We start from the raw sequence: 17,418 nt of genomic DNA on the forward strand, positions 1-17,418 counted from the left end.
GGTGCGCCGACGGCGGGTGGTGCGCCGTCACGGGGCGTCCTCGTACTGGGCGACGACGACGGACTCGCCTTCCCGGGCCCGGAGCTCGGCGAGGATGGCCGCGAATACCGGGTGGTCGGTGTGGTCCGGCCGGGGGACGTCGGGCAGGGGTATGTGGGCGTCGTCGACGGGCGCGGTCACTCGTCGGCCGTTTCGGATTCCATGCGGGCAATGCGGGAGCGGAGGTGTGCACGGCGGGCGGAGTCCTGCGTGAGGGGCAGAGCACGACGGTAGTCGGCCAGGGCCGGGCCCGTCCGTCCGAGCCGCTCGTGGACCTGTCCCCGGGACTGCAGGGCGACGGAGCGGGTCTCGTCGTCACCCGCCTCCCGGGCGTGGTCGGCTGCTTGGGAGAAGCAGTCGGCCGCCTGGTGCAGCCGTGCGAGCACGCCCGTGCGGCTGTGCAGGAACTCCTGGGCGGTCCCGCGGTTGAGCCAGCACTGCCCGAGGAAACCGGGGTCGTCCGATCCCCGCGCCGCCTCGCCGAACAGCCACTCCGCCTCGTACAGGTCGGACAGCACCTCGTGAAGCCCGAAGCGCAGGAAGTGGGCGGTGCCCAGGTGCTGCCTGCGCAGGGGCAGGCGGGGATCGTCCGGGAAGGAAGCGTCGACCGCCCGGCGCAGCAGATCGATGGCCCGGGTGATGTCACCGGGCAGGTCCACGGTGCTCGCCCGTTCGAGCAGGGCCCGCCCGAAGCCGGACAGCACGTCGGGCCGCCGCGGGTCGTCCTCGTCCAGCAGTGGTTCGGCCTCCGACCAGGCGTCGATGGCCCTGTCCAGGTGCAGCTGGTAGCCGGAGCGGTCATAGCGGGCGCGGTGGATGTGCGCGGCCCGCTCATGGCAGGCGAACCTCAGCGCCTTGTCGTCACCGGCGGCCTCCAGGGCCGCTTCCACCGCGTGCATCAGCGAGCGGCGTTCTGGGCCGTCGTCGCGCGGCGGCTGGTGGATCTCGATGGCGCTCGCCATGTCCAGCCAGATCGTGCAGCGCTCGGTGTCCGGGAGGGCGGTCTCCTCACGGACCGCCGCCAGGAAGTCCTCGGTGGCGCGCAGGGCGGCCTCGGCCGCGCGGCGCTCGTCCGGCGCGGCGGCCAAGCTACGGCCGTGCCCCGCGTACTGGCGTGCCAGGTCGAGCCACAGCCGGCCCCTGGCCGCATACGCCTGTTCGTCCTGGGAGGACTCCAGGGCCGCGTCGGCGGCCTCGACGGCCCGGTGCAGATGGGTGACGTACCACTCCTCGGGGCCGGATGCCGGGTAAGGGCCGTCCGGTCCGGCAGCGTCCGCTCCCGAGTCGGCGACGACCCGGCGGAGGTAGGTCAGTGTGAGCGCGGTGCCGTGCCGGTGCTCGGCCGTCGTGTCCGGGTCGTGCAGTGCGGAGGTGAGGTCCCGGTCGGCCAGGTACAGCAGCACGGCACGGGCGAAGTCCTCCGCCCGGTGGTCGCCGAGCGCGGCCCCTGCGGCCCACTGCCTGAGGCCGTCGGGGATGCCGTCGAACCCGATGTCCTGCTTGACCAGTTCCATGGCCTGCGCGAGGCAGACACGTCCCCGTACCACCCGTCCCCAGGCGCTGAGGTCCTCGAAGTCGCCGATCGTCTGCCAGGCCTCCCGGAGATCCTCCCCGACGCCTCGCACCTGCCAACGGGACCACAGCGCGTCGGCCAGCCTCACCGCGGCCACGGCCCGCTCCGGCTCCGCCCCAGCGGCCTCCAGCGCCTGCCGCAGATACCCGACTGCGGCGTCGAGTTCCCTGGTCAAGCCCTCCTGCCGGAACCGCTCGAGGGCCTCCCGGCCCCGCGCCAGCAGGTCTCTCACACTCAGCTCCGCGCGTACCGGCAGGGCCGGCATCCGCTTGCCGAGGTCCCGCAGCAGCTCCGCCGACACCTCGGCGAACGCCCGCAACCCGACGGGTTCGCCCAGGTCCGAGGCGACCGCCGTCGTCAGATCCTCACCAGGGGTGACCGAGCCGCGCAGGAACGCCCCGGCCAGGGCGGGGAAGTTACGCACGTCGCGCCCGAACCGGCGCCCCACGTAGTCGGAGCAGTGCTTGAGCAGCAGATCGGCGTCGTCCACCGCGAGCCGCGACCGTAGTTCCGAGGCGACTCCGGGCAGGAACTCGTAGCGCACGGCCCACGGGTCGTCCGGGTCCTCCCGGCGTTTGAGCAAGCCACTGAGCAGCACCTCGGAGAGCACGTCAGGGCCGCTTCCCGACAGCATGGCGTGCTGGACGAGCTGCATGACCGGCAGGTAGAGGGGCACCGCGGACAGGTACACGGCGAGTCGGCGAGCCTCCGAGGAAGCCGGGCGCCAGAACGCACGGACACGGTCCGGGCCGGTCAGCTCCTCAGAGGCCCTGACCGCCGCCCCGGACGCCGGGTGATCGGGGCGCACCCACCCCGCCGCCGTCGCCAGCGACTGCTCGGTGGCGCCGGACACCAGACGTGCCCAGCCCTCCACCGGCTCCCGGCGCGGAGCGAGCACGGGCACGGGCAGCGCGGCACGCTCGGCCCGTCCCTTGTCGGGCCGGAACTCCAGTGCGCCCGCGGGCCCTTCCCGCCGGTGGAGCAGCCCGCGCCGGGCGGGCAGGTGGGTCCGCAGCCACAACCGCTGCGGGAGCGGCTGCACGACGGCCACGGGCGCCGCAGAGGCCCATCGGTGCAGCAGTCGCTGTATACGGCCGGAGCGCCACATGGGCCCGGCGCAGTCGCTGAGGACCAGGGTCACGCAGCGCCCGGTGGGATCGCTCAGCTGCTCGGGGGCGTGCAGCGGACCGGCAGGTTCCGGGATGGTGGCCCAACCGGGCAGTCCGCCTGCGGTCTCGTGCAGGTACCGCACGCGCACCTCACGGAAGGCACCGGCGCGTACGCAGACCTGGCGCAGTTCGTCGAGCGCCTGCTGCCACACCACGGTCGAGGTGGAGACGTCCATCAGGAGCATGAGGCGGGCCTCGCGTCGCCGGTCGGTGCGCAGGACCGGCAGGAGGAACCGGGACTCGGCGGCCCGGTGGGCGGTGGCGTGTTCGTCCAGGACGCGCGGTACGGGGCGGACAGGCGCCCGGTACCTCTGCAGCGGCCGTAAGCCCCGTTGCAGGGCGAGGGGTTCGGGCAGGGCGGGTGCGGCCGGGACGCGGATGGGCTCCATGGGAGACGTGCCGTCGGCGGCGCCTGCCCCGGGGGCGAACAGCCATGCCCCGTCGGGCGACTGCGGTTCGCCGTCCGTGACCGGTGGGCGAGGGGGCGGCAACGGCGGGCCGGTGTCGCCGTCGGCCGAGGGGAGGTCCGTGCGGGCTCCGTCCGCGGCGGACGGGAGGGCCGTCTCCGCCGGGGCCGGGAGGAAGCGGGCCAGCCACAGCGCGTCCGCGAGTTCCTCCACGCCGGGCCCGATGCCCGCGTCCCGCATGCGCGCGACCAGCGCCGTGAGCGTGGAGGTCACGTCGCAGGGCCGGGTGTGGGGGGCCTGGTCGGTCATCGGCTAACGCGGCCCCCGGTCCAGGGGCTGCATCAGCAGGTCGGAGATCTCCTCGCGCCGGTGGACCTCGCCCCGGGCCGCGTGCTGAGCGAGGAAGATCGCGTTGAGCAGCTGGTCGGTGGGGCGCAGTGCACCGTCCGCCTCGGCCTGCGTGAAGCGGTCGACCAGGTCTCGGTTGTCGTCGTACGAACCCTGTCCGAAGTGTGCCTGGACCAGGGCGGCCAGGCGTTCGTCGCGCGGAGCCTTGAGGTCGAGCGTGATGCAGCGGCGCAGCAGCGGTGCGGGGAACTCGCGCTCGCCGTTGCTGGTCATGAGGACGAACGGGAAGGCCCGGCAGCGGACCTGCCCGCCCGTCACCGCGACGCGGCGGCCGTCGTCGGTGAGGACCTGGACGACCGGGGTGTGGTCGGCGATCCGCTCCAGCTCGGGGAGGGCGAACCTGCCCTCCTCCAGGACGTTCAGCAGGTCGTTGGGCAGATCGATGTCGCTCTTGTCCAGCTCGTCGATGAGCAGCACGCGGGGCCGGTCGGCGGCGAGCAGCGCGGTGCCGAGCGGGCCGAGCTTGATGTACCGGCCGATGTCCCGGGACGCGTCGTCGCCGGGCAGCTGGGAGTCCTGGAGACGGCCGATGGCGTCGTAGGTGTAGAGCCCGTCGCGCAGCTCGCTGCGGCTGACGATCGGCCATTCCAGGACCCGGCCGAGCTCGAGTTCGTAGGCGATGGCGTGTGCGAGGGTCGACTTGCCCACGCCCGGTTCGCCGGTGACCAGGAGCGGTCGCCGCAGGTAAAGGGCGGCGTTGACGAGTTCGAGGGTGCCGGAGTCCTGGATGGGCAGCGGGGCGGCGTCCTCGCCCAGCCTGCGGCGGGTGGAGGAGTCGGGCCCCGGCACCTCGTACGGCACGACCGGGGCGTCGAACCTCCGCCACGCCGGCGGGTCGGGCAGCCGGTCGATGCCGGCCGGATCCGGTTGCCCGGTGCCGCGGTAGACGAACCACTCGCTCATGATGTGCTCCTCGTCGACGGTCGGTGGTCGTCCACGCCCTGGCCGACGGGGGCGTTGTGCACCCACAACGGGCCCCTGAAAATGTACCCACAACGGGCCCGCCCCACAGGCGTTTCCGGACGCTCGGCCCACGCGTCCCGTACGTGCCACGCGTCGCTCACAGCGGCGCGTCCAGGGGTTCCGCGTCCTCGGGAGGCAACGGGCGGCGCGGGTCGTCGTACATCAGTGCCAGGGGTTCGGCCCAGGGGCGCTCGACCCGGTGCTCGCTGATCTCCTGGCGCACGTGCCGCAGGCGGTCGGGGAGTTCGGCGAGGGATCCGACGGTGCCGAGCAGTTCCTCCGCCTTGGCGTACAGCGTGTCGCACGTCTCGGGACACGTGCGCGAGGCGTGTCCGTCGATGTGCCAGAGCGCGACGCCGTGGCCGTTCTCCAGGGCGAGCCGCATGGCCGTGCGCCCGGGGTCGCGTCCGGCCGGGCGGCACATGACGGGGATGCGGTGCGCCTCGGCGTTGCGGTAGCCGCGCGAGCCGGGCACGGCTTCCTCCACGAGCGTGCGCCAGCTGCTGAAACGCCGCAGGCCGGTCATGCTCTGCCAGCGGTCGGCCCAGAGCTTGTCCGGATCTCCCCGGCGCTCGAGGGCGCGCAGGACCACACGGCGGCGCGCCCCGAGGTGCCCCGTGTCGTTCAGTTCCGCTATGTCGTCGAACCGCCAGCGGTGCACGGCCATGTCGAAGTACTCGGAGGGCAGGGCCACTTCGAGGGGCACGGGCCGGTCTGCGTGGTCCTTGGCCCGCAGCAGCCTGCCCAGGGGCTCCCGCAGGGCCTGGACCAGGTCCTCGGGCCGGAACCCGTGGACGGAGCCGTCGGCCTCGTACAGCAGGGGCTCGCCCTCGCCGTCGTCGAACCAGACCTGCCAGAAGAACCGGGGGGACTGAGCGCCGATCACCGGGTCGAGCAGGACCGCCACGGTGGGGCCCTCGCCCGGGCCGGGGTAAGGGATCACCGTCCGCTCCGCCTTGTCATCGGGGGCCGGAAGCAGCGCGTCCGGCAGGCCGACCTCGCGGACGAAATCGTGCATGGCCCTGCGGGGCTCCTTGCGCAGCCGCTTTTCGACCCACTGGGTGAGCGCGGCGCAGTCGCCGCCCCTGGTGCGGGTGTACTTCTCCACGCACATCAGGAAGCGCAGGAAGGTGAGCGCCTCGAGCGGCCGGCCTCCTTCGTAGAGCAGTCCGGCACCGTCGCGCCAGGTCAGCAACTCGAGCGTGGTGTCCGGCCACAGGTTGTTGCTTCGTGCCTTCTTCGCCAGCAGTTCGACGGTGGGCGCGTCGGGCGGCGGGGGCAGTTCGGCGAGCAGCCGGAGGGCCTCGCGGCGATCGGCCGGCGTCCAGCACTCGCCGCTGTCGGCCGCCGGGGCGTCCTGCAGGTCGACCCAGTTGTCCCCGGTCGGGGACAACGGCTCGTCGCCGTGCCAACGGTCGTGGGCGGCCATGACCGCTCGGTACGTCGCCCCGAAACGGCGCAGCGCCGAGATCGCCACCGCCTTGCCGCCGTCCTGCTGCCTGCGGCGCGATTTGATCAGGCCGACGACGGCTCCGCTGACGGGATCGACCAGTGGACCGCCGGACATTCCGCTGGGGAAGTCGATGTCGGGCTTGATGATCAGCCCGTAGGCGTCCTCATGGCCGTTGATCTCGGCGTCCACGATCCGGAAGTGGGTCGCGGGCGGTCCCGGATAGTAGCCGCACGCCTTGAGCGCGCCACAGTGACGCACGGCCCGGTCGGGGATCCATACGCACTCGTGCGGGTGCTGTGCGGGATCCCCCGCCAGCCGCACCAGTGCCAGGTCCTCCTCCGGCGGGACGGTGGGCCGACGCGGTTCGGTGAGCAGCCACTGCTCCAGGTGGGCCTGTGCGTCGATGCCCTGGCCGCGTACGCGGAAGGTGACCGAGGTGTCCGCCACGAGGTGCGGACGCAGCACGTGGGCGGCGGTCAGCACCCATCCCGGCGCGACGAAGAAGCCGCTCCCCCACAGAGGTCTGTCGTCGTCCCCGACGGCCAGCAGGTGAACGGTGGCCGCCCGGGCGAGCTCGTACAGGCGGTCGCTGCGTTCGGTCATGCCGGGCCGGGCTCCTGCGCGGGGCCGCGGTCGAGTTGCCAGGTGAGCGTCACCTGCAGGGACGCCTTGGTCTCCCCCCTGGCGAGCACGGCGAACGCCACACCCTCCTTGGCCGTCAGCTCCACGCCGAAGGTGATCGCGGCCTCACTGGGGCGGGCCGCCTTGGCGGCGTCGAGGACGCAGGCGCCGACACCTTTGATCAAGTCCTGGAGCTGTTCCACCTTCGCGAGGGCGGCCTCGGTGAAACCGACGTCCTCCTGGTCGTCGTACGCCTCGCCCTCACCGATCCGCGCGGTGATCACCGTGCCGTCCGGCAGCTGGACATCCTGGATGTGGCTCATCTCGTCCCCCGTCGAGTCCCCCGCCGGCCGGTCGAGCACGGCCGGCGCCCACGTGCACCAGACGAGGGTCATACCCACGTTGGCCGCCCGTGACCCACCCGTTCCCGGCCAGGGTCTCGCGGGACCGCACGGCCTACCCTGGAGGGGTTGGCCAAGGGCTTGCCCCTTCCGGATCAGGAGCACGAGTTGTATTTCACCGACCGCGGCATCGAGGAGCTGGAAAAGCGGCGCGGCGAGGAGGAGGTCACCTTCGAGTGGCTCGCCGAGCAGCTTCGGACGTTCGTCGATCTCAACCCCGACTTCGAGGTGCCGGTGGAGCGCCTGGCCACGTGGCTGGCGCGGCTGGACGACGAGGACGAGGAGTAGGACCTTCCCGGGACGGTCGGTCGCGGGGGCGGGTGAGGGCGTAGGCCAGGCTCAGCAGGCCGTGGGCGAGGAACAGCGCTCCCGCCGCGATCAAGCCGCCGTCGCGCCGCCGTACGCCCCGGACCGTGAGCGGTACGCCCGCCGCCACCGGGGCGAGGGCCAGGGCGCGGGCCCTCGGGCCTCCGGTCCAGGGCATCCAGGGGCCCAGGCGGCTGTGGTCGACGGTGTCGCGTTCCGCGACCGCGTCGCTCCGGCCGGGCCATTCGACCGGGAGGCTGTCGGGCTGGAGCGCGGCGGCTTCCCGGAGGCGGTCGGCGGGCTCGCCGGGGGAGAGGTCCGGGTGCAGGGAGACGCCCACGCGCGCGAGGACCGCGAGCAGGCCGCGCAGGCGGGCGCGGGCATCGGCGGCGAGATCGGGTTTCGTCAGCTGGTCGAGGGCCTGGAGGTCCAGGACGGGGTCGAGGCCCACGCGCGCGGCGAAGGTGCGCATCGCCTCCTCCTCCCCCACCGGGACCCCGCTCGCGAGCCAGACGAATCCGACCGGGCGGCGGAAGCCGGACGCGAGAGTGAAGCCCGCGTGGTCGGCGTCCCACCACAGGCGAGGACGGGCCAGGGCGCGCCGACGGCGAGGGCCGTGGCCCAGCCGGTGGCCACTCGGTCGACGGGCTCGCCGGCGTCCCGCCAGGGACCGCCCTCGGGCACGAGCACACTCCACGCGTCGCCCGCCCGGGTGAGCTGCATACGCTCCCGCAGCAGGTGGGCGACGGGGGCGACCGCCCCGGGCACGGCCCGGCACAACAGCAGTGCCCCAGGGGCGGGACCGGTGCGGTCGGCTTCCGTCGGCATGGTCACACGGTAGGGCGAATCATCCCTCTTTGAGCACTTTTGTACGCCTCGACGTGCGCCTCGACTCCCTTGACTTTCACCACCCACGATATATCGTGAATGCCATGAGACGCGATATGGCGCGTCCTGTCGGGAGGTCTGTCCATGTCCGAGTGGTCTGTCGCGGAGCCGACCAAACTCACCTTCGACGAGCCCGTGAGCGAGCTGCACGTGCGTCTCGTCGACGGAACGGTGAACGTGGTGGGCACGGACGAAGGTTCCGCCCGCCTGGAGGTCTCCGAGATCCAGGGACCGCCCCTGGTGGTCACCCAGCAGGGCGGCACCCTCACGGTGGCCTACGAGGACCTGCCCTGGAAGGGCTTCCTCAAGTGGCTGGACCGCAAGGGCTGGCGCCGCAGCGCGATCGTCTCCGTCGCCGTCCCGGCCTCCACCCGGGTGGAGTTGGGGGTGGTGGGCGCGGCAGCGGTGCTCTCCGGGATCGAGGGCCGGGCGGTGGTGAAGGGTGTCACGGGCGACACGACGCTCGTGGCCCTCTCCGGCCCGGTCCGCGCCGACACGGTCTCCGGGAATCTGGAGGCCCAGGACGTGACGGGCGACCTCCGGTTCAATTCCGTCTCGGGCGACCTCACGGTGGTCGAGGGCTCCAGTTCCTCCGTGCGGGCCGACTCGGTCAGCGGCTCCATGATCGTCGACCTCGACCCGGACGGTCCCACGGACGTGCGGCTGACCAGCGTCTCCGGCGAGATCGCGATCCGGCTGCCGGACCCGGCGGACGCGGAGGTCGAGGCGAACACGGCGAGCGGCGCGATCTCCAACGCGTTCGACGATCTGCGGGTGCAGGGCCAGTGGGGCGCCCACAAGATCACCGGTCGCCTGGGCGCGGGCAACGGCAAGCTGCGTGCCACCACGGTCTCCGGCTCGATCGCCCTGCTGCGCCGCCCCGCCCGGGAGGACGAGCCCGACGAACCGTGGGACACCCGGCCCGGCACCGGCACCGGCAGCTCGCCGGCCGACCCGCAGGACGACCCACCGGCCGGCTCGGGAGACAATTCCGTCTCCGACCGGGGCGCCGCCGACGCCGGAGTCCCGGCCGACGGCACGACCGACAAGAAGGTGCTCTGACATGCCTCCCGTCTTCGCCCACGGCCGCCTCCGCCTCTACCTGCTGAAGCTGCTGGACGAGGCCCCCCGTCACGGCTACGAGGTGATCCGCCTCCTCGAGGAGCGCTTCCAGGGGCTGTACGCACCGTCGGCGGGCACGGTCTACCCGCGCCTGGCCAAGCTGGAGGCCGAGGGCCTGGTCACCCACACCACCGAGGGCGGCCGCAAGGTGTACTCGATCACGGACGCGGGCCGCGCCGAGCTGGCCGACCGCAGTGGCGAACTGGCCGATCTGGAGCTGGAGATCCGGGAGTCGGTCGCAGAACTGGCGGCGGAGATCCGCGCCGACGTGCGCGGGGCCGCCGGCGACCTGCGCCGCGAGATGCGCGCCGCCGCGACCGAGGCCCGCCGGGAGACCGGCAGCAAGGGGGCCCGCGGCACGGAGGACGCTCCCTTCGGGGACTTCGGGCAGTACGGCGACAAGGACGCCTGGCGCGTGGCCAAGGAGGAGATGCGGCGGGCCAGGCAGGAGTGGAAGGAACAGGCCCGCCGCGCCAAGGACGAGAGCCGCCGCGCCCGCGAGGACGCCCAGCGCGCCCGCCGCCAGGCGAAGGAGGCCCAGGAACAGGCCCGCGCCCAGGCCCAGGAGCAGGTGCAGCGCATCGCCCGCCGGGTCCAGGAGCAGGTCCAGGACCACTTCGCCCGCGGCGACTGGCCCACGGGACTGCGCGAGGGCCTGAGCGAACTGGCCAAGGAGGTCGGCGAGTTCGGCAAGGACTACGGCAAGGACTTCGGCTTCGACTGGACCGGCACCGGCACCGGCACCGGCACCGGCACCGGCACCGGCAAGCCGACCGCAGAGCCGACGCCCTCACAGCCCGCCGAGGACTTCCCGGCCGCCTACGAGCCCGCCTGGGCCCACGAGGACGCCACGGACTCCACCGGCGACCCGGCCCGCGACCTCGACCGCCTGCTCGACCGCTTCCGGGACGACATCCGCGACGCGGCCCGCGACCACGGCGTCACCCCCGGCCAACTGCGCGACGCCCGCCGCCACCTGTCGACGGCCGCGGCCCACATAGGAGCCCTTCTGCGCACGCCGGAGAAGTAAGCGGCCGGCCCCCGCCCCTCAGCCGGCCTTGGCCTCGCCGCCCCCGTACAGCAGCCGCACCAGGGACGCGTACGTCACTCCGTGGTCGGCGAGGACCTCGGCCGGGACGCCGGGGCGCAGGGTCAGGGCGAGCAGGATGTGCTCGTCCCCGATGTGCCGGTCCCGCTGGGCGAGGGCGACCCGCAAGGAGCGCTCCAGGACGTCCTTGGCCCCGCGCCCGAAGGAGGGCCGCCCCGACCACCACCCCTTGTCCTTCCGGTCACCGGCCATGGCACCGGCCCCGTGCACCTCCTCCACCCGTGCGACGATCTCCTCCACATCGATCCCGAGCCCGGCGAGCGCGTCGGTCTCGGCCTGGGACAGCCCGGCCCGCCGCCGCGCCGCTCCCAGGGCCTGCCGCACGGACTCCTTCCGGTCACCGAGCCCGAGAGCGGCGAGCGCGAAGGATCCACGGCTGCCCTCCCGATCGAGCAGCGCGAGCAACAGATGCTCCGGCTCCACGACCTGCCCGCCCCCACCGCCCTCCACATACGCGAAAGCACCCTTGACCACACTCCGGGCGTCCTTGGTGAACCGCTCGAACATCAATGCCTCCCGTACTTCTTGTGCACGGCCTGCCTGCTCACACCGAGTTCGGTGGCGATCTCCTGCCACGACCAGCCCTGATTGCGCGCGTTGCGCACCTGGACGGCTTCCAGCTGCTCCAGCAGCCTGCGCAGGGCGGCGACGGCCCGCAGGCCGACCCGTGGATCACGGTCGCCCGCACGCTCGGCCAGATCGGTTGCTTCGGTCATGACGTCAACCTACGTTGACACCCCGCCTTCGTCAACCCCAGTTGACACACCAAACGGCCGGCCCGAACCCGGACCGGCCGTCAGCACATGCAGGTGTGACTAGGGGTTGGTGAGCACGACCTTCCCGAACTGCTCACCGGACGCCAGCCGTTCGAAGCCCTCCCGCGCACGGTCCATGGGCAGCACCTCATCGATCACGGGCCGCACCCCGGTCGCGGCACAGAACGCGAGCAGATCCTCCAGCTCGTCCTTGGTGCCCATCGTGGACCCGACGACCTTGAGCTCCAGGAAGAAGATGCGCGTCAGTTCGGCGTGCGAGGGCCGGTCACCACTGGTGGCACCGGAAATCACCAGCGTGCCGCCGGGCTTCAGCGACTTCACGGAGTGCGACCAGGTGGCGGCTCCGACGGTCTCGATCACGGCGTCGACCCGCTGCGGCAGTCGCGCCCCCGCCTCCAGGGCCTCCACGGCCCCCAGCTCCACGGCCCGCTTCCGCTTGGCCTCGTCCCGGCTCGTGGCGAAGACCCGCAGCCCGGCCGCCTTGCCCAGCACGATGGCGGCCGTGGCGACACCACCGCCGGCGCCCTGCACGAGCACGGAGTCGCCGGGCCGGACACCCGCGTTGGTGAACAGCATCCGGTACGCGGTCAGCCAGGCCGTGGGCAGACAGGCGGCCTCCTCGAAGGAGAGCTCCTTGGGCTTGGGCAGGACGTTCCAGGTCGGCACGGCGACCTGCTCGGCGAAGGTCCCCTGGTAGCGCTCCGTGAGGATGGAACGGGGCTCCTTCGGGCCGACCCCGTGCCCGCTCTGGCCGATCACGGAGTGCAGGACGACCTCGTTGCCGTCCTCGTCGACGCCGGCGGCGTCACAGCCGAGGATCATCGGCAGTTTGTCCTCTGCGAGGCCGACACCGCGCAGGGACCACAGGTCGTGATGGTTGAGGGAGGCGGCCTTGACCGTGACGGTGCTCCAGCCGGGGCGGGCCTCGGGAGCCGGACGCTCCCCCAACTCCAGGCCGGCCAGTGGCTGGTCGCGGTCGATTCGGGCGGCGTAGACAGCGAACATGACCTTGACGATAGGTTCCGGACCGACCGCACGGAACCACCGGCCTCTGTGAGACACACCCTCTTGCCACGCGCTCCACTCCAGTGCTGAGGCCGGGTGGGTCCGCAGCCCGGCGGAGCGGGGTGCCGCTGCGCCCACCCGTGCCGCCCTGGGGGTACCTCCCAGGCCCTTAAGGCACCGGGGGAGGCACGACTGCCCGCAGCTAAGCGGGACCGGCGCCGCAGCGCGGCGGCCTGCGGCAGCTCAGCCGAAACGCGCCCGCAGCCGCGCACGGCGAGAAGGGGACGTGTCGGGGGGTGTCCGCCCGCAGCGGTTGGCGCGTCAACGGACAGTCAGTCGGTATCCGACCCCATCGCGCCGTTCCGAGGACGGACAGCCCCCGGCGCGGCCCCGACCCACCGCACCCCGGTAGGCGCTACGCGCACCCCCACCGAACCAGCCATCGGCCGCCGCAGGCACCCGCACGCCACCCGAACAGCCGCACCTGACGGCAAAAAGTGACCCCGCCCACCAGGGCAGGGCCACCTCACACCACCGTCGGACGTCAGCGCCGAGCCACACCCTCAGCCCGCGCAGCCGCCGCCACCGCAGCCGTCACCGCCGGCGCCACCCGCTCGTCGAACGGCGACGGGATGACGTAGTCGGCCGCGAGGTCGTCCCCGACCACACCCGCCAGCGCCTCCGCCGCGGCCAGCTTCATCCCCTCCGTGATCCGCGACGCCCGCACCTGCAGGGCACCCGCGAAGATCCCCGGAAACGCCAGCACGTTGTTGATCTGGTTCGGGAAGTCCGACCGCCCGGTGGCCACCACGGCCGCGTACTTGTGCGCGACCTCGGGGTGCACCTCGGGATTCGGATTCGCCATGGCGAAAACGAACGCCCCGTCGGCCATGGACGCGACCGCGTCCTCCGGCACCGTCCCACCGGACACCCCGATGAACACGTCGGCCCCGGCCAGCGCCGCCTCCAGCGACCCGCTGATCCCCGCCTTGTTCGTGAACCCGGCCAGCTCCCGCTTCACCGGCGTCAGATCGTCCCGGTCCGCCGACACGACACCCTTGCGGTCGGCCACCGCGACATCCCCGACCCCGGCCTCGACCAGCATCTTCGCGATCGCGACACCCGCCGCACCGGCGCCGGAGATGACGGCCCGCAGCTCCCCCAGCGCCCGCTTGCTCAGCCGCGCAGCGTTCCGCAGGGCCGCCAGCGTCACCACCGCCGTACCGTGCTGGTCGTCGTGGAAGACGGGAATGTCCAGCGCCTCCTGGAGCTTCTGCTCGATCTCGAAGCACCGCGGCGCCGAGATGTCCTCCAGGTTGACCCCGCCGAACGACGGCGCGAGCCGCACCACCGTCTCGACGATCTCGTCGACGTCCGTGCAGTTCAGCGCGATCGGAACCGCGTCCACGCCGCCGAACTGCTTGAACAGAATCGCCTTGCCCTCCATCACCGGGAGGGAGGCCTCGGGCCCGATGTCACCGAGGCCCAGCACGGCCGTACCGTCCGTCACGACGGCCACGACCGAAGACTTCCACGTGTAATCGTGCACCAGCTCCGGCTGCTCCGCGATCGCGCTGCACACCTTCGCGACCCCGGGCGTGTACGCCAGGGACAGGTCGTCCTTGTCACGGACCGGCACCGTGGCCTGCACGGCCATCTTGCCGCCGCGGTGGAGCGCGAACGCCGGATCGAAGGAGTCGAGGGGCTCCGCACCGCCCTCGTGACCCGTATGGTCCGTCGTGCTCTCGCTGCGAGGATTGACGATCTCCGCTGCCACTTCTTTTTACCCCTTAAATCTTCATTGGCTTGAGGGTGGCCACTCCTGGTGAGGCGTGGGCGGGACCGCGTACGGCCGTGGTCGTGCTCTGTACGTGTTACGTACGGGCGCATACGCGATGGGCGCGCCGCACACGCGCCCTGAGCCCCGGATGAGGGGTGTAAAGAACCTTCTTACCGGACGGACGCCGCCGACGACGAGTCCATAACGCGAAGGTCACACACGGGCACCCTGACTCTTCGTCCAATATCGGGACAAGGTCTGGACAAACCCTCGACAACCGCTCATGGGTCGGCGAATCCCTCGGGCCCCGTATCGGATTCCCGGGACATACCGAAGATCTTCCTGCCGGAGGGAATGATTCCCGCAGAAGGTCCGGCCGTGATGTACCGGAGTGGTGCGGTTCGGGGGTCGCCCGTTATCCGATTTTGACATGGCTGGCCCCCAGAATGGCGCCGTCCGAATGGCAAGATGCCGTAATCACACGAGGTCGCGACACTCGAAGACGTGTGTTCTCGTCGACCCACGGCACTACCGGCACCGCCGGTAGTCCACGGCACTGCCGAACCCTTCGGCAGTCCACGGCACTGCCGAACCCATCGGCAGCGCTCGCCCCATCGGCAACTCCACCCATCCGCCGGAGGAACCCACCATGACCGCAAGCTCCACCCGTCGTACGACCGCCGCGCACTCCCGGCTAGCAGCGGTCGGTGCGATCGCGGTCGCAGGCGCGCTGATGCTCACCGGATGCGGTGACCAGACCAAGGACACCGGGTCGGGCAGCGAGACGAGCGCGGCCCCGCTCGCCGACAAGCTGCCGCAGGCGATCCGTGACAAGGGTGTCATCAAGGTCGGCTCGGACATCGCGTACGCCCCGGTCGAGTTCAAGGACAGCTCCGGCAAGGTCGTCGGCATCGACCCCGACCTCGCCGCCGCCATGGGCAAGCAGCTCGGGGTCGACTTCCAGTTCGAGAACGGCACCTTCGACACGCTGATCACGGGTCTGCGCTCCAAGCGGTACGACATCGCCATGTCCGCGATGACCGACACCAAGGACCGTCAGGAGGGCATCGACTCCGACACCGGCAAGAAGGTCGGTGAGGGCGTCGACTTCGTCGACTACTTCACGGCCGGTGTCTCGATCTACACCAAGAAGGGCGACGACCAGGGCATCAAGACCTGGTCCGACCTGTGCGGCAAGAAGATCGTGCTGCAGCGCGGCACGGTCTCCGAGGACCTCGCCAAGGCCGAGTCGAAGAAGTGCCCCGCCGGCAAGAAGATCGCCATCGAGCCCTTCGACAACGACCAGCAGGCCCAGACCCGTCTGCGCGCGGGTGGCGCCGACGCCGGCTCGTCCGACTTCCCGGTCGCCGCGTACGCCGTGAAGACCTCCGGTGGCGGCAAGGACTTCCAGCTGGTCGGCGAGCAGGTCGAGGCCGCTCCGTACGGCATCGCGGTCGCCAAGAACCAGACGCAGCTGCGGGACGCCCTCAAGGCCGCGCTGGACGCGCTCATCAAGAACGGTGAGTACGAGAAGATCATGAAGAAGTGGGGCGTCACGGACGGCGCCATCAAGGAAGCCACCATCAACGGCGGCAAGTGACCGCGACGCAGCGGCACTGAAAGGCAACACCCGTGACTGTTGACATCGACAAGACGACGGGCGACACGCCCCCGGCCGGGCCGGAGGCCATCAAGGCCATCCCGGTCCGGCACTACGGGCGGTACATCTCCGCCGTCGTCGCCATCGCCCTGCTGGTCGGGGTCGTCTACGCGTTCTCCCAGGGCAAGATCAACTGGGGTGCGATCCCGGACTACTTCTTCGACGACCGGATCCTGAACGGCGTGGGCAAAACGCTCCTGCTGACCGTGCTGTCCATGGTGATCGGCATCGTCGGCGGCGTCGTGCTCGCCGTGATGCGCCTGTCGAAGAACCCGGTGACCTCGTCGATCGCGTGGTTCTACATCTGGTTCTTCCGCGGCACGCCGGTCCTGGTGCAGCTGATCGTCTGGTTCAACCTGGGCCTGGTCTTCGAGTACATCAACCTCGGGCCGTTCTACAAGGACGAGTGGTCGGACTTCATGACCCCGTTCCTGACGGCGCTGCTGGGCCTCGGTCTCAACGAGGCCGCGTACATGGCGGAGATCTGCCGGGCCGGTCTGCTCTCCGTCGACGAGGGCCAGACCGAGGCGTCCCACGCGCTGGGCATGAGCCACGCCAAGACGCTGCGCCGGATCGTCATCCCGCAGGCGATGCGCGTGATCGTGCCGCCGACGGGCAACGAGGTCATCAACATGCTGAAGACGACCTCGCTGGTCTCGGTCGTCCAGTATCCGGAGCTGCTGCGCGCCGCTCAGGACATCGGCCAGACCTCCGGCGCCCCCGCCGAGATGCTGTTCCTGGCGGCGGCCTGGTACCTGCTGATGACCTCGGTCTTCAGCATCGGCCAGTACTACCTGGAGCGGTACTACGCGCGTGGTTCGAGCCGGTCGCTCCCGGCCACGCCGTTCCAGAAGGTCAAGGCCAACCTCCTGTCTCTGTCCAACCGCTCGAAGCCGACGGGAGGCACCGCATGAACGCCATGGTCAAGGCCGAAGGCGTCCACAAGAGCTTCGGTCCCCTCGAGGTCCTCAAGGGCATCGACCTGGAGGTGAAGTCCGGCGAGGTGTTCTGCCTCATCGGCCCCTCCGGCTCGGGCAAGTCGACGTTCCTGAGGTGCATCAACCACCTGGAGAAGATCAACGCCGGCCGCCTGTACGTGGACGGGGAGCTGGTGGGCTACCGCCAGAAGGGCGACAAGCTCTACGAGCTGAAGGACAGCGAGGTGGCCCTCAAGCGCCGGGACATCGGCATGGTCTTCCAGCGCTTCAACCTGTTCCCGCACATGACGGCCGTGGAGAACGTCATGGAGGCACCGGTCCAGGTCAAGGGCGTGAGCAGGAGCCAGGCCCGGCAGCGTGCCCTGGAGCTGCTGGACCGGGTGGGCCTGGCCGACAAGGCGGGCAGCTACCCCTCGCAGCTCTCCGGTGGCCAGCAGCAGCGCGTCGCCATCGCCCGGGCCCTCGCCATGGACCCGAAGCTGATGCTGTTCGACGAGCCGACCTCGGCGCTCGACCCGGAGCTGGTCGGTGACGTCCTGGACGTCATGCGCGACCTCGCCGAGTCCGGCATGACGATGATCGTCGTCACCCACGAGATGGGCTTCGCCCGCGAGGTGGGCGACAGCCTGGTCTTCATGGACGGCGGCGTGGTGGTCGAATCCGGTCACCCGCGCGAGGTGCTGACGAACCCGCAGCACGAGCGGACGAAGTCGTTCCTGTCCAAGGTGCTCTGACATCACCCACCCCGAGGGGGCGGTACGGAACTCCGTACCGCCCCCTTCGGCGTGCTGCTCGGTGCCG

Annotated in this window: 15 protein-coding genes and 1 pseudogene; 6 read left to right on the forward strand and 10 right to left on the reverse strand. The window is 71.4% G+C overall.

What is annotated here, in order from left to right; translation table 11 throughout:
- Positions 1-27 precede the first annotated feature (27 nt).
- The 5 genes from ABZ192_RS13315 to ABZ192_RS13335 all read right to left on the reverse strand — a co-directional run bounded on the left by ABZ192_RS13315 (position 28) and on the right by ABZ192_RS13335 (position 7,028).
- A complete protein-coding gene (locus ABZ192_RS13315; RefSeq protein WP_356924601.1) occupies positions 28-180 on the reverse strand; it encodes a hypothetical protein in 153 nt (50 codons plus the stop codon).
- A complete protein-coding gene (locus tag ABZ192_RS13320) occupies positions 177-3,497 on the reverse strand; it encodes an SAV_2336 N-terminal domain-related protein (protein ID WP_356924602.1) in 3,321 nt (1,106 codons plus the stop codon). Before ABZ192_RS13320 ends, ABZ192_RS13315 begins: the two co-directional genes overlap by 4 nt.
- A 3-nt stretch (positions 3,498-3,500) precedes the next feature.
- Positions 3,501-4,499: a MoxR family ATPase gene (locus ABZ192_RS13325; RefSeq protein WP_356924603.1), complete on the reverse strand. Its 999-nt coding sequence runs from the start codon at positions 4,497-4,499 to the stop codon at positions 3,501-3,503.
- Between the two features lie 157 nt (positions 4,500-4,656).
- The gene (locus ABZ192_RS13330) at positions 4,657-6,615 is read right to left on the reverse strand and encodes a trypsin-like peptidase domain-containing protein (protein ID WP_356924604.1); all 1,959 of its coding nucleotides are present in this window, start codon (positions 6,613-6,615) and stop codon (positions 4,657-4,659) included.
- Positions 6,612-7,028, reverse strand: a complete 417-nt coding sequence (locus ABZ192_RS13335; protein WP_356924605.1) for a CU044_2847 family protein — start codon at positions 7,026-7,028, stop codon at positions 6,612-6,614. The genes ABZ192_RS13330 and ABZ192_RS13335 overlap by 4 nt, the downstream gene beginning before the upstream one ends.
- Positions 7,029-7,142: 114 nt before the next feature.
- Between ABZ192_RS13335 and ABZ192_RS13340 the strand changes: the two genes are divergently transcribed.
- A complete protein-coding gene (locus ABZ192_RS13340; RefSeq protein WP_023586593.1) occupies positions 7,143-7,322 on the forward strand; it encodes a DUF6104 family protein in 180 nt (59 codons plus the stop codon).
- 19 nt (positions 7,323-7,341) lie between these two features.
- On the opposite strand, the pseudogene ABZ192_RS13345 reads toward ABZ192_RS13340, so the two are convergent.
- Positions 7,342-8,168 (reverse strand): annotated as a pseudogene (locus ABZ192_RS13345) (hypothetical protein); the annotation flags it as partial.
- A 144-nt stretch (positions 8,169-8,312) separates the two neighbouring features.
- On the opposite strand from ABZ192_RS13345, the gene ABZ192_RS13350 reads away from it, so the two are divergent.
- Together ABZ192_RS13350 and ABZ192_RS13355 are read left to right on the forward strand one after the other, a co-directional pair.
- Positions 8,313-9,290 carry a DUF4097 family beta strand repeat-containing protein gene (locus ABZ192_RS13350; protein ID WP_356924606.1) on the forward strand — a complete coding sequence of 326 codons (978 nt, stop codon included), beginning with the start codon at positions 8,313-8,315 and terminating at the stop codon, positions 9,288-9,290.
- Between the two features lies 1 nt (position 9,291).
- Positions 9,292-10,380 carry a helix-turn-helix transcriptional regulator gene (locus tag ABZ192_RS13355; RefSeq protein WP_356924607.1) on the forward strand — a complete coding sequence of 363 codons (1,089 nt, stop codon included), beginning with the start codon at positions 9,292-9,294 and terminating at the stop codon, positions 10,378-10,380.
- Positions 10,381-10,398: 18 nt separating this feature from the next.
- On the opposite strand, the gene ABZ192_RS13360 is transcribed toward ABZ192_RS13355, so the two are convergent.
- The 4 genes from ABZ192_RS13360 to ABZ192_RS13375 form a co-directional block, all read right to left on the reverse strand.
- Positions 10,399-10,965, reverse strand: coding sequence for a Clp protease N-terminal domain-containing protein (locus tag ABZ192_RS13360; RefSeq protein WP_356924608.1), 567 nt, complete (start codon positions 10,963-10,965; stop codon positions 10,399-10,401).
- Entirely contained in the window at positions 10,965-11,174 is a 210-nt protein-coding gene (locus ABZ192_RS13365; protein ID WP_003992902.1) for an HTH domain-containing protein, read from the reverse strand. The genes ABZ192_RS13360 and ABZ192_RS13365 overlap by 1 nt, the downstream gene beginning before the upstream one ends.
- Positions 11,175-11,273: 99 nt before the next feature.
- Positions 11,274-12,239: a zinc-binding dehydrogenase gene (locus ABZ192_RS13370; RefSeq protein ID WP_356924609.1), complete on the reverse strand. Its 966-nt coding sequence runs from the start codon at positions 12,237-12,239 to the stop codon at positions 11,274-11,276.
- Between the two features lie 544 nt (positions 12,240-12,783).
- Positions 12,784-14,016 carry an NADP-dependent malic enzyme gene (locus tag ABZ192_RS13375; protein WP_356924610.1) on the reverse strand — a complete coding sequence of 411 codons (1,233 nt, stop codon included), beginning with the start codon at positions 14,014-14,016 and terminating at the stop codon, positions 12,784-12,786.
- A 652-nt stretch (positions 14,017-14,668) separates the two neighbouring features.
- Here ABZ192_RS13375 and ABZ192_RS13380 point away from each other — a divergent pair.
- The 3 genes from ABZ192_RS13380 to ABZ192_RS13390 are packed head-to-tail and all read left to right on the forward strand — an operon-like array spanning position 14,669 to position 17,351.
- A complete protein-coding gene (locus tag ABZ192_RS13380) occupies positions 14,669-15,619 on the forward strand; it encodes an ABC transporter substrate-binding protein (protein WP_356924611.1) in 951 nt (316 codons plus the stop codon).
- Between the two features lie 32 nt (positions 15,620-15,651).
- A complete protein-coding gene (locus tag ABZ192_RS13385) occupies positions 15,652-16,593 on the forward strand; it encodes an amino acid ABC transporter permease (protein WP_356924612.1) in 942 nt (313 codons plus the stop codon).
- Complete coding sequence (locus ABZ192_RS13390; protein ID WP_356924613.1) at positions 16,590-17,351, forward strand: amino acid ABC transporter ATP-binding protein; 762 nt, start codon at positions 16,590-16,592, stop codon at positions 17,349-17,351. The genes ABZ192_RS13385 and ABZ192_RS13390 overlap by 4 nt, the downstream gene beginning before the upstream one ends.
- The last annotated feature ends 67 nt before the right edge of the window (positions 17,352-17,418 follow it).

It is taken from the genome of Streptomyces sp. NPDC006235 (assembly GCF_040613735.1).
Taxonomy (GTDB): domain Bacteria; phylum Actinomycetota; class Actinomycetes; order Streptomycetales; family Streptomycetaceae; genus Streptomyces.

What these genes read in the sequence shown, in the direction of transcription:
- ABZ192_RS13355 (WP_356924607.1), top strand. Translation starts at nt 9,292, where the DNA reads ATGCCTCCCGTCTTCGCCCACGGCCGCCTCCGCCTCTACCTGCTGAAG.
- ABZ192_RS13370 (WP_356924609.1), bottom strand. Translation starts at nt 12,239, where the DNA reads ATGTTCGCTGTCTACGCCGCCCGAATCGACCGCGACCAGCCACTGGCC.
- ABZ192_RS13330 (WP_356924604.1), bottom strand. Translation starts at nt 6,615, where the DNA reads ATGACCGAACGCAGCGACCGCCTGTACGAGCTCGCCCGGGCGGCCACC.
- ABZ192_RS13335 (WP_356924605.1), bottom strand. Translation starts at nt 7,028, where the DNA reads ATGACCCTCGTCTGGTGCACGTGGGCGCCGGCCGTGCTCGACCGGCCG.
- ABZ192_RS13365 (WP_003992902.1), bottom strand. Translation starts at nt 11,174, where the DNA reads ATGACCGAAGCAACCGATCTGGCCGAGCGTGCGGGCGACCGTGATCCA.
- ABZ192_RS13320 (WP_356924602.1), bottom strand. Translation starts at nt 3,497, where the DNA reads ATGACCGACCAGGCCCCCCACACCCGGCCCTGCGACGTGACCTCCACG.
- ABZ192_RS13380 (WP_356924611.1), top strand. Translation starts at nt 14,669, where the DNA reads ATGACCGCAAGCTCCACCCGTCGTACGACCGCCGCGCACTCCCGGCTA.
- ABZ192_RS13360 (WP_356924608.1), bottom strand. Translation starts at nt 10,965, where the DNA reads ATGTTCGAGCGGTTCACCAAGGACGCCCGGAGTGTGGTCAAGGGTGCT.
- ABZ192_RS13325 (WP_356924603.1), bottom strand. Translation starts at nt 4,499, where the DNA reads ATGAGCGAGTGGTTCGTCTACCGCGGCACCGGGCAACCGGATCCGGCC.
- ABZ192_RS13350 (WP_356924606.1), top strand. Translation starts at nt 8,313, where the DNA reads ATGTCCGAGTGGTCTGTCGCGGAGCCGACCAAACTCACCTTCGACGAG.
- ABZ192_RS13390 (WP_356924613.1), top strand. Translation starts at nt 16,590, where the DNA reads ATGAACGCCATGGTCAAGGCCGAAGGCGTCCACAAGAGCTTCGGTCCC.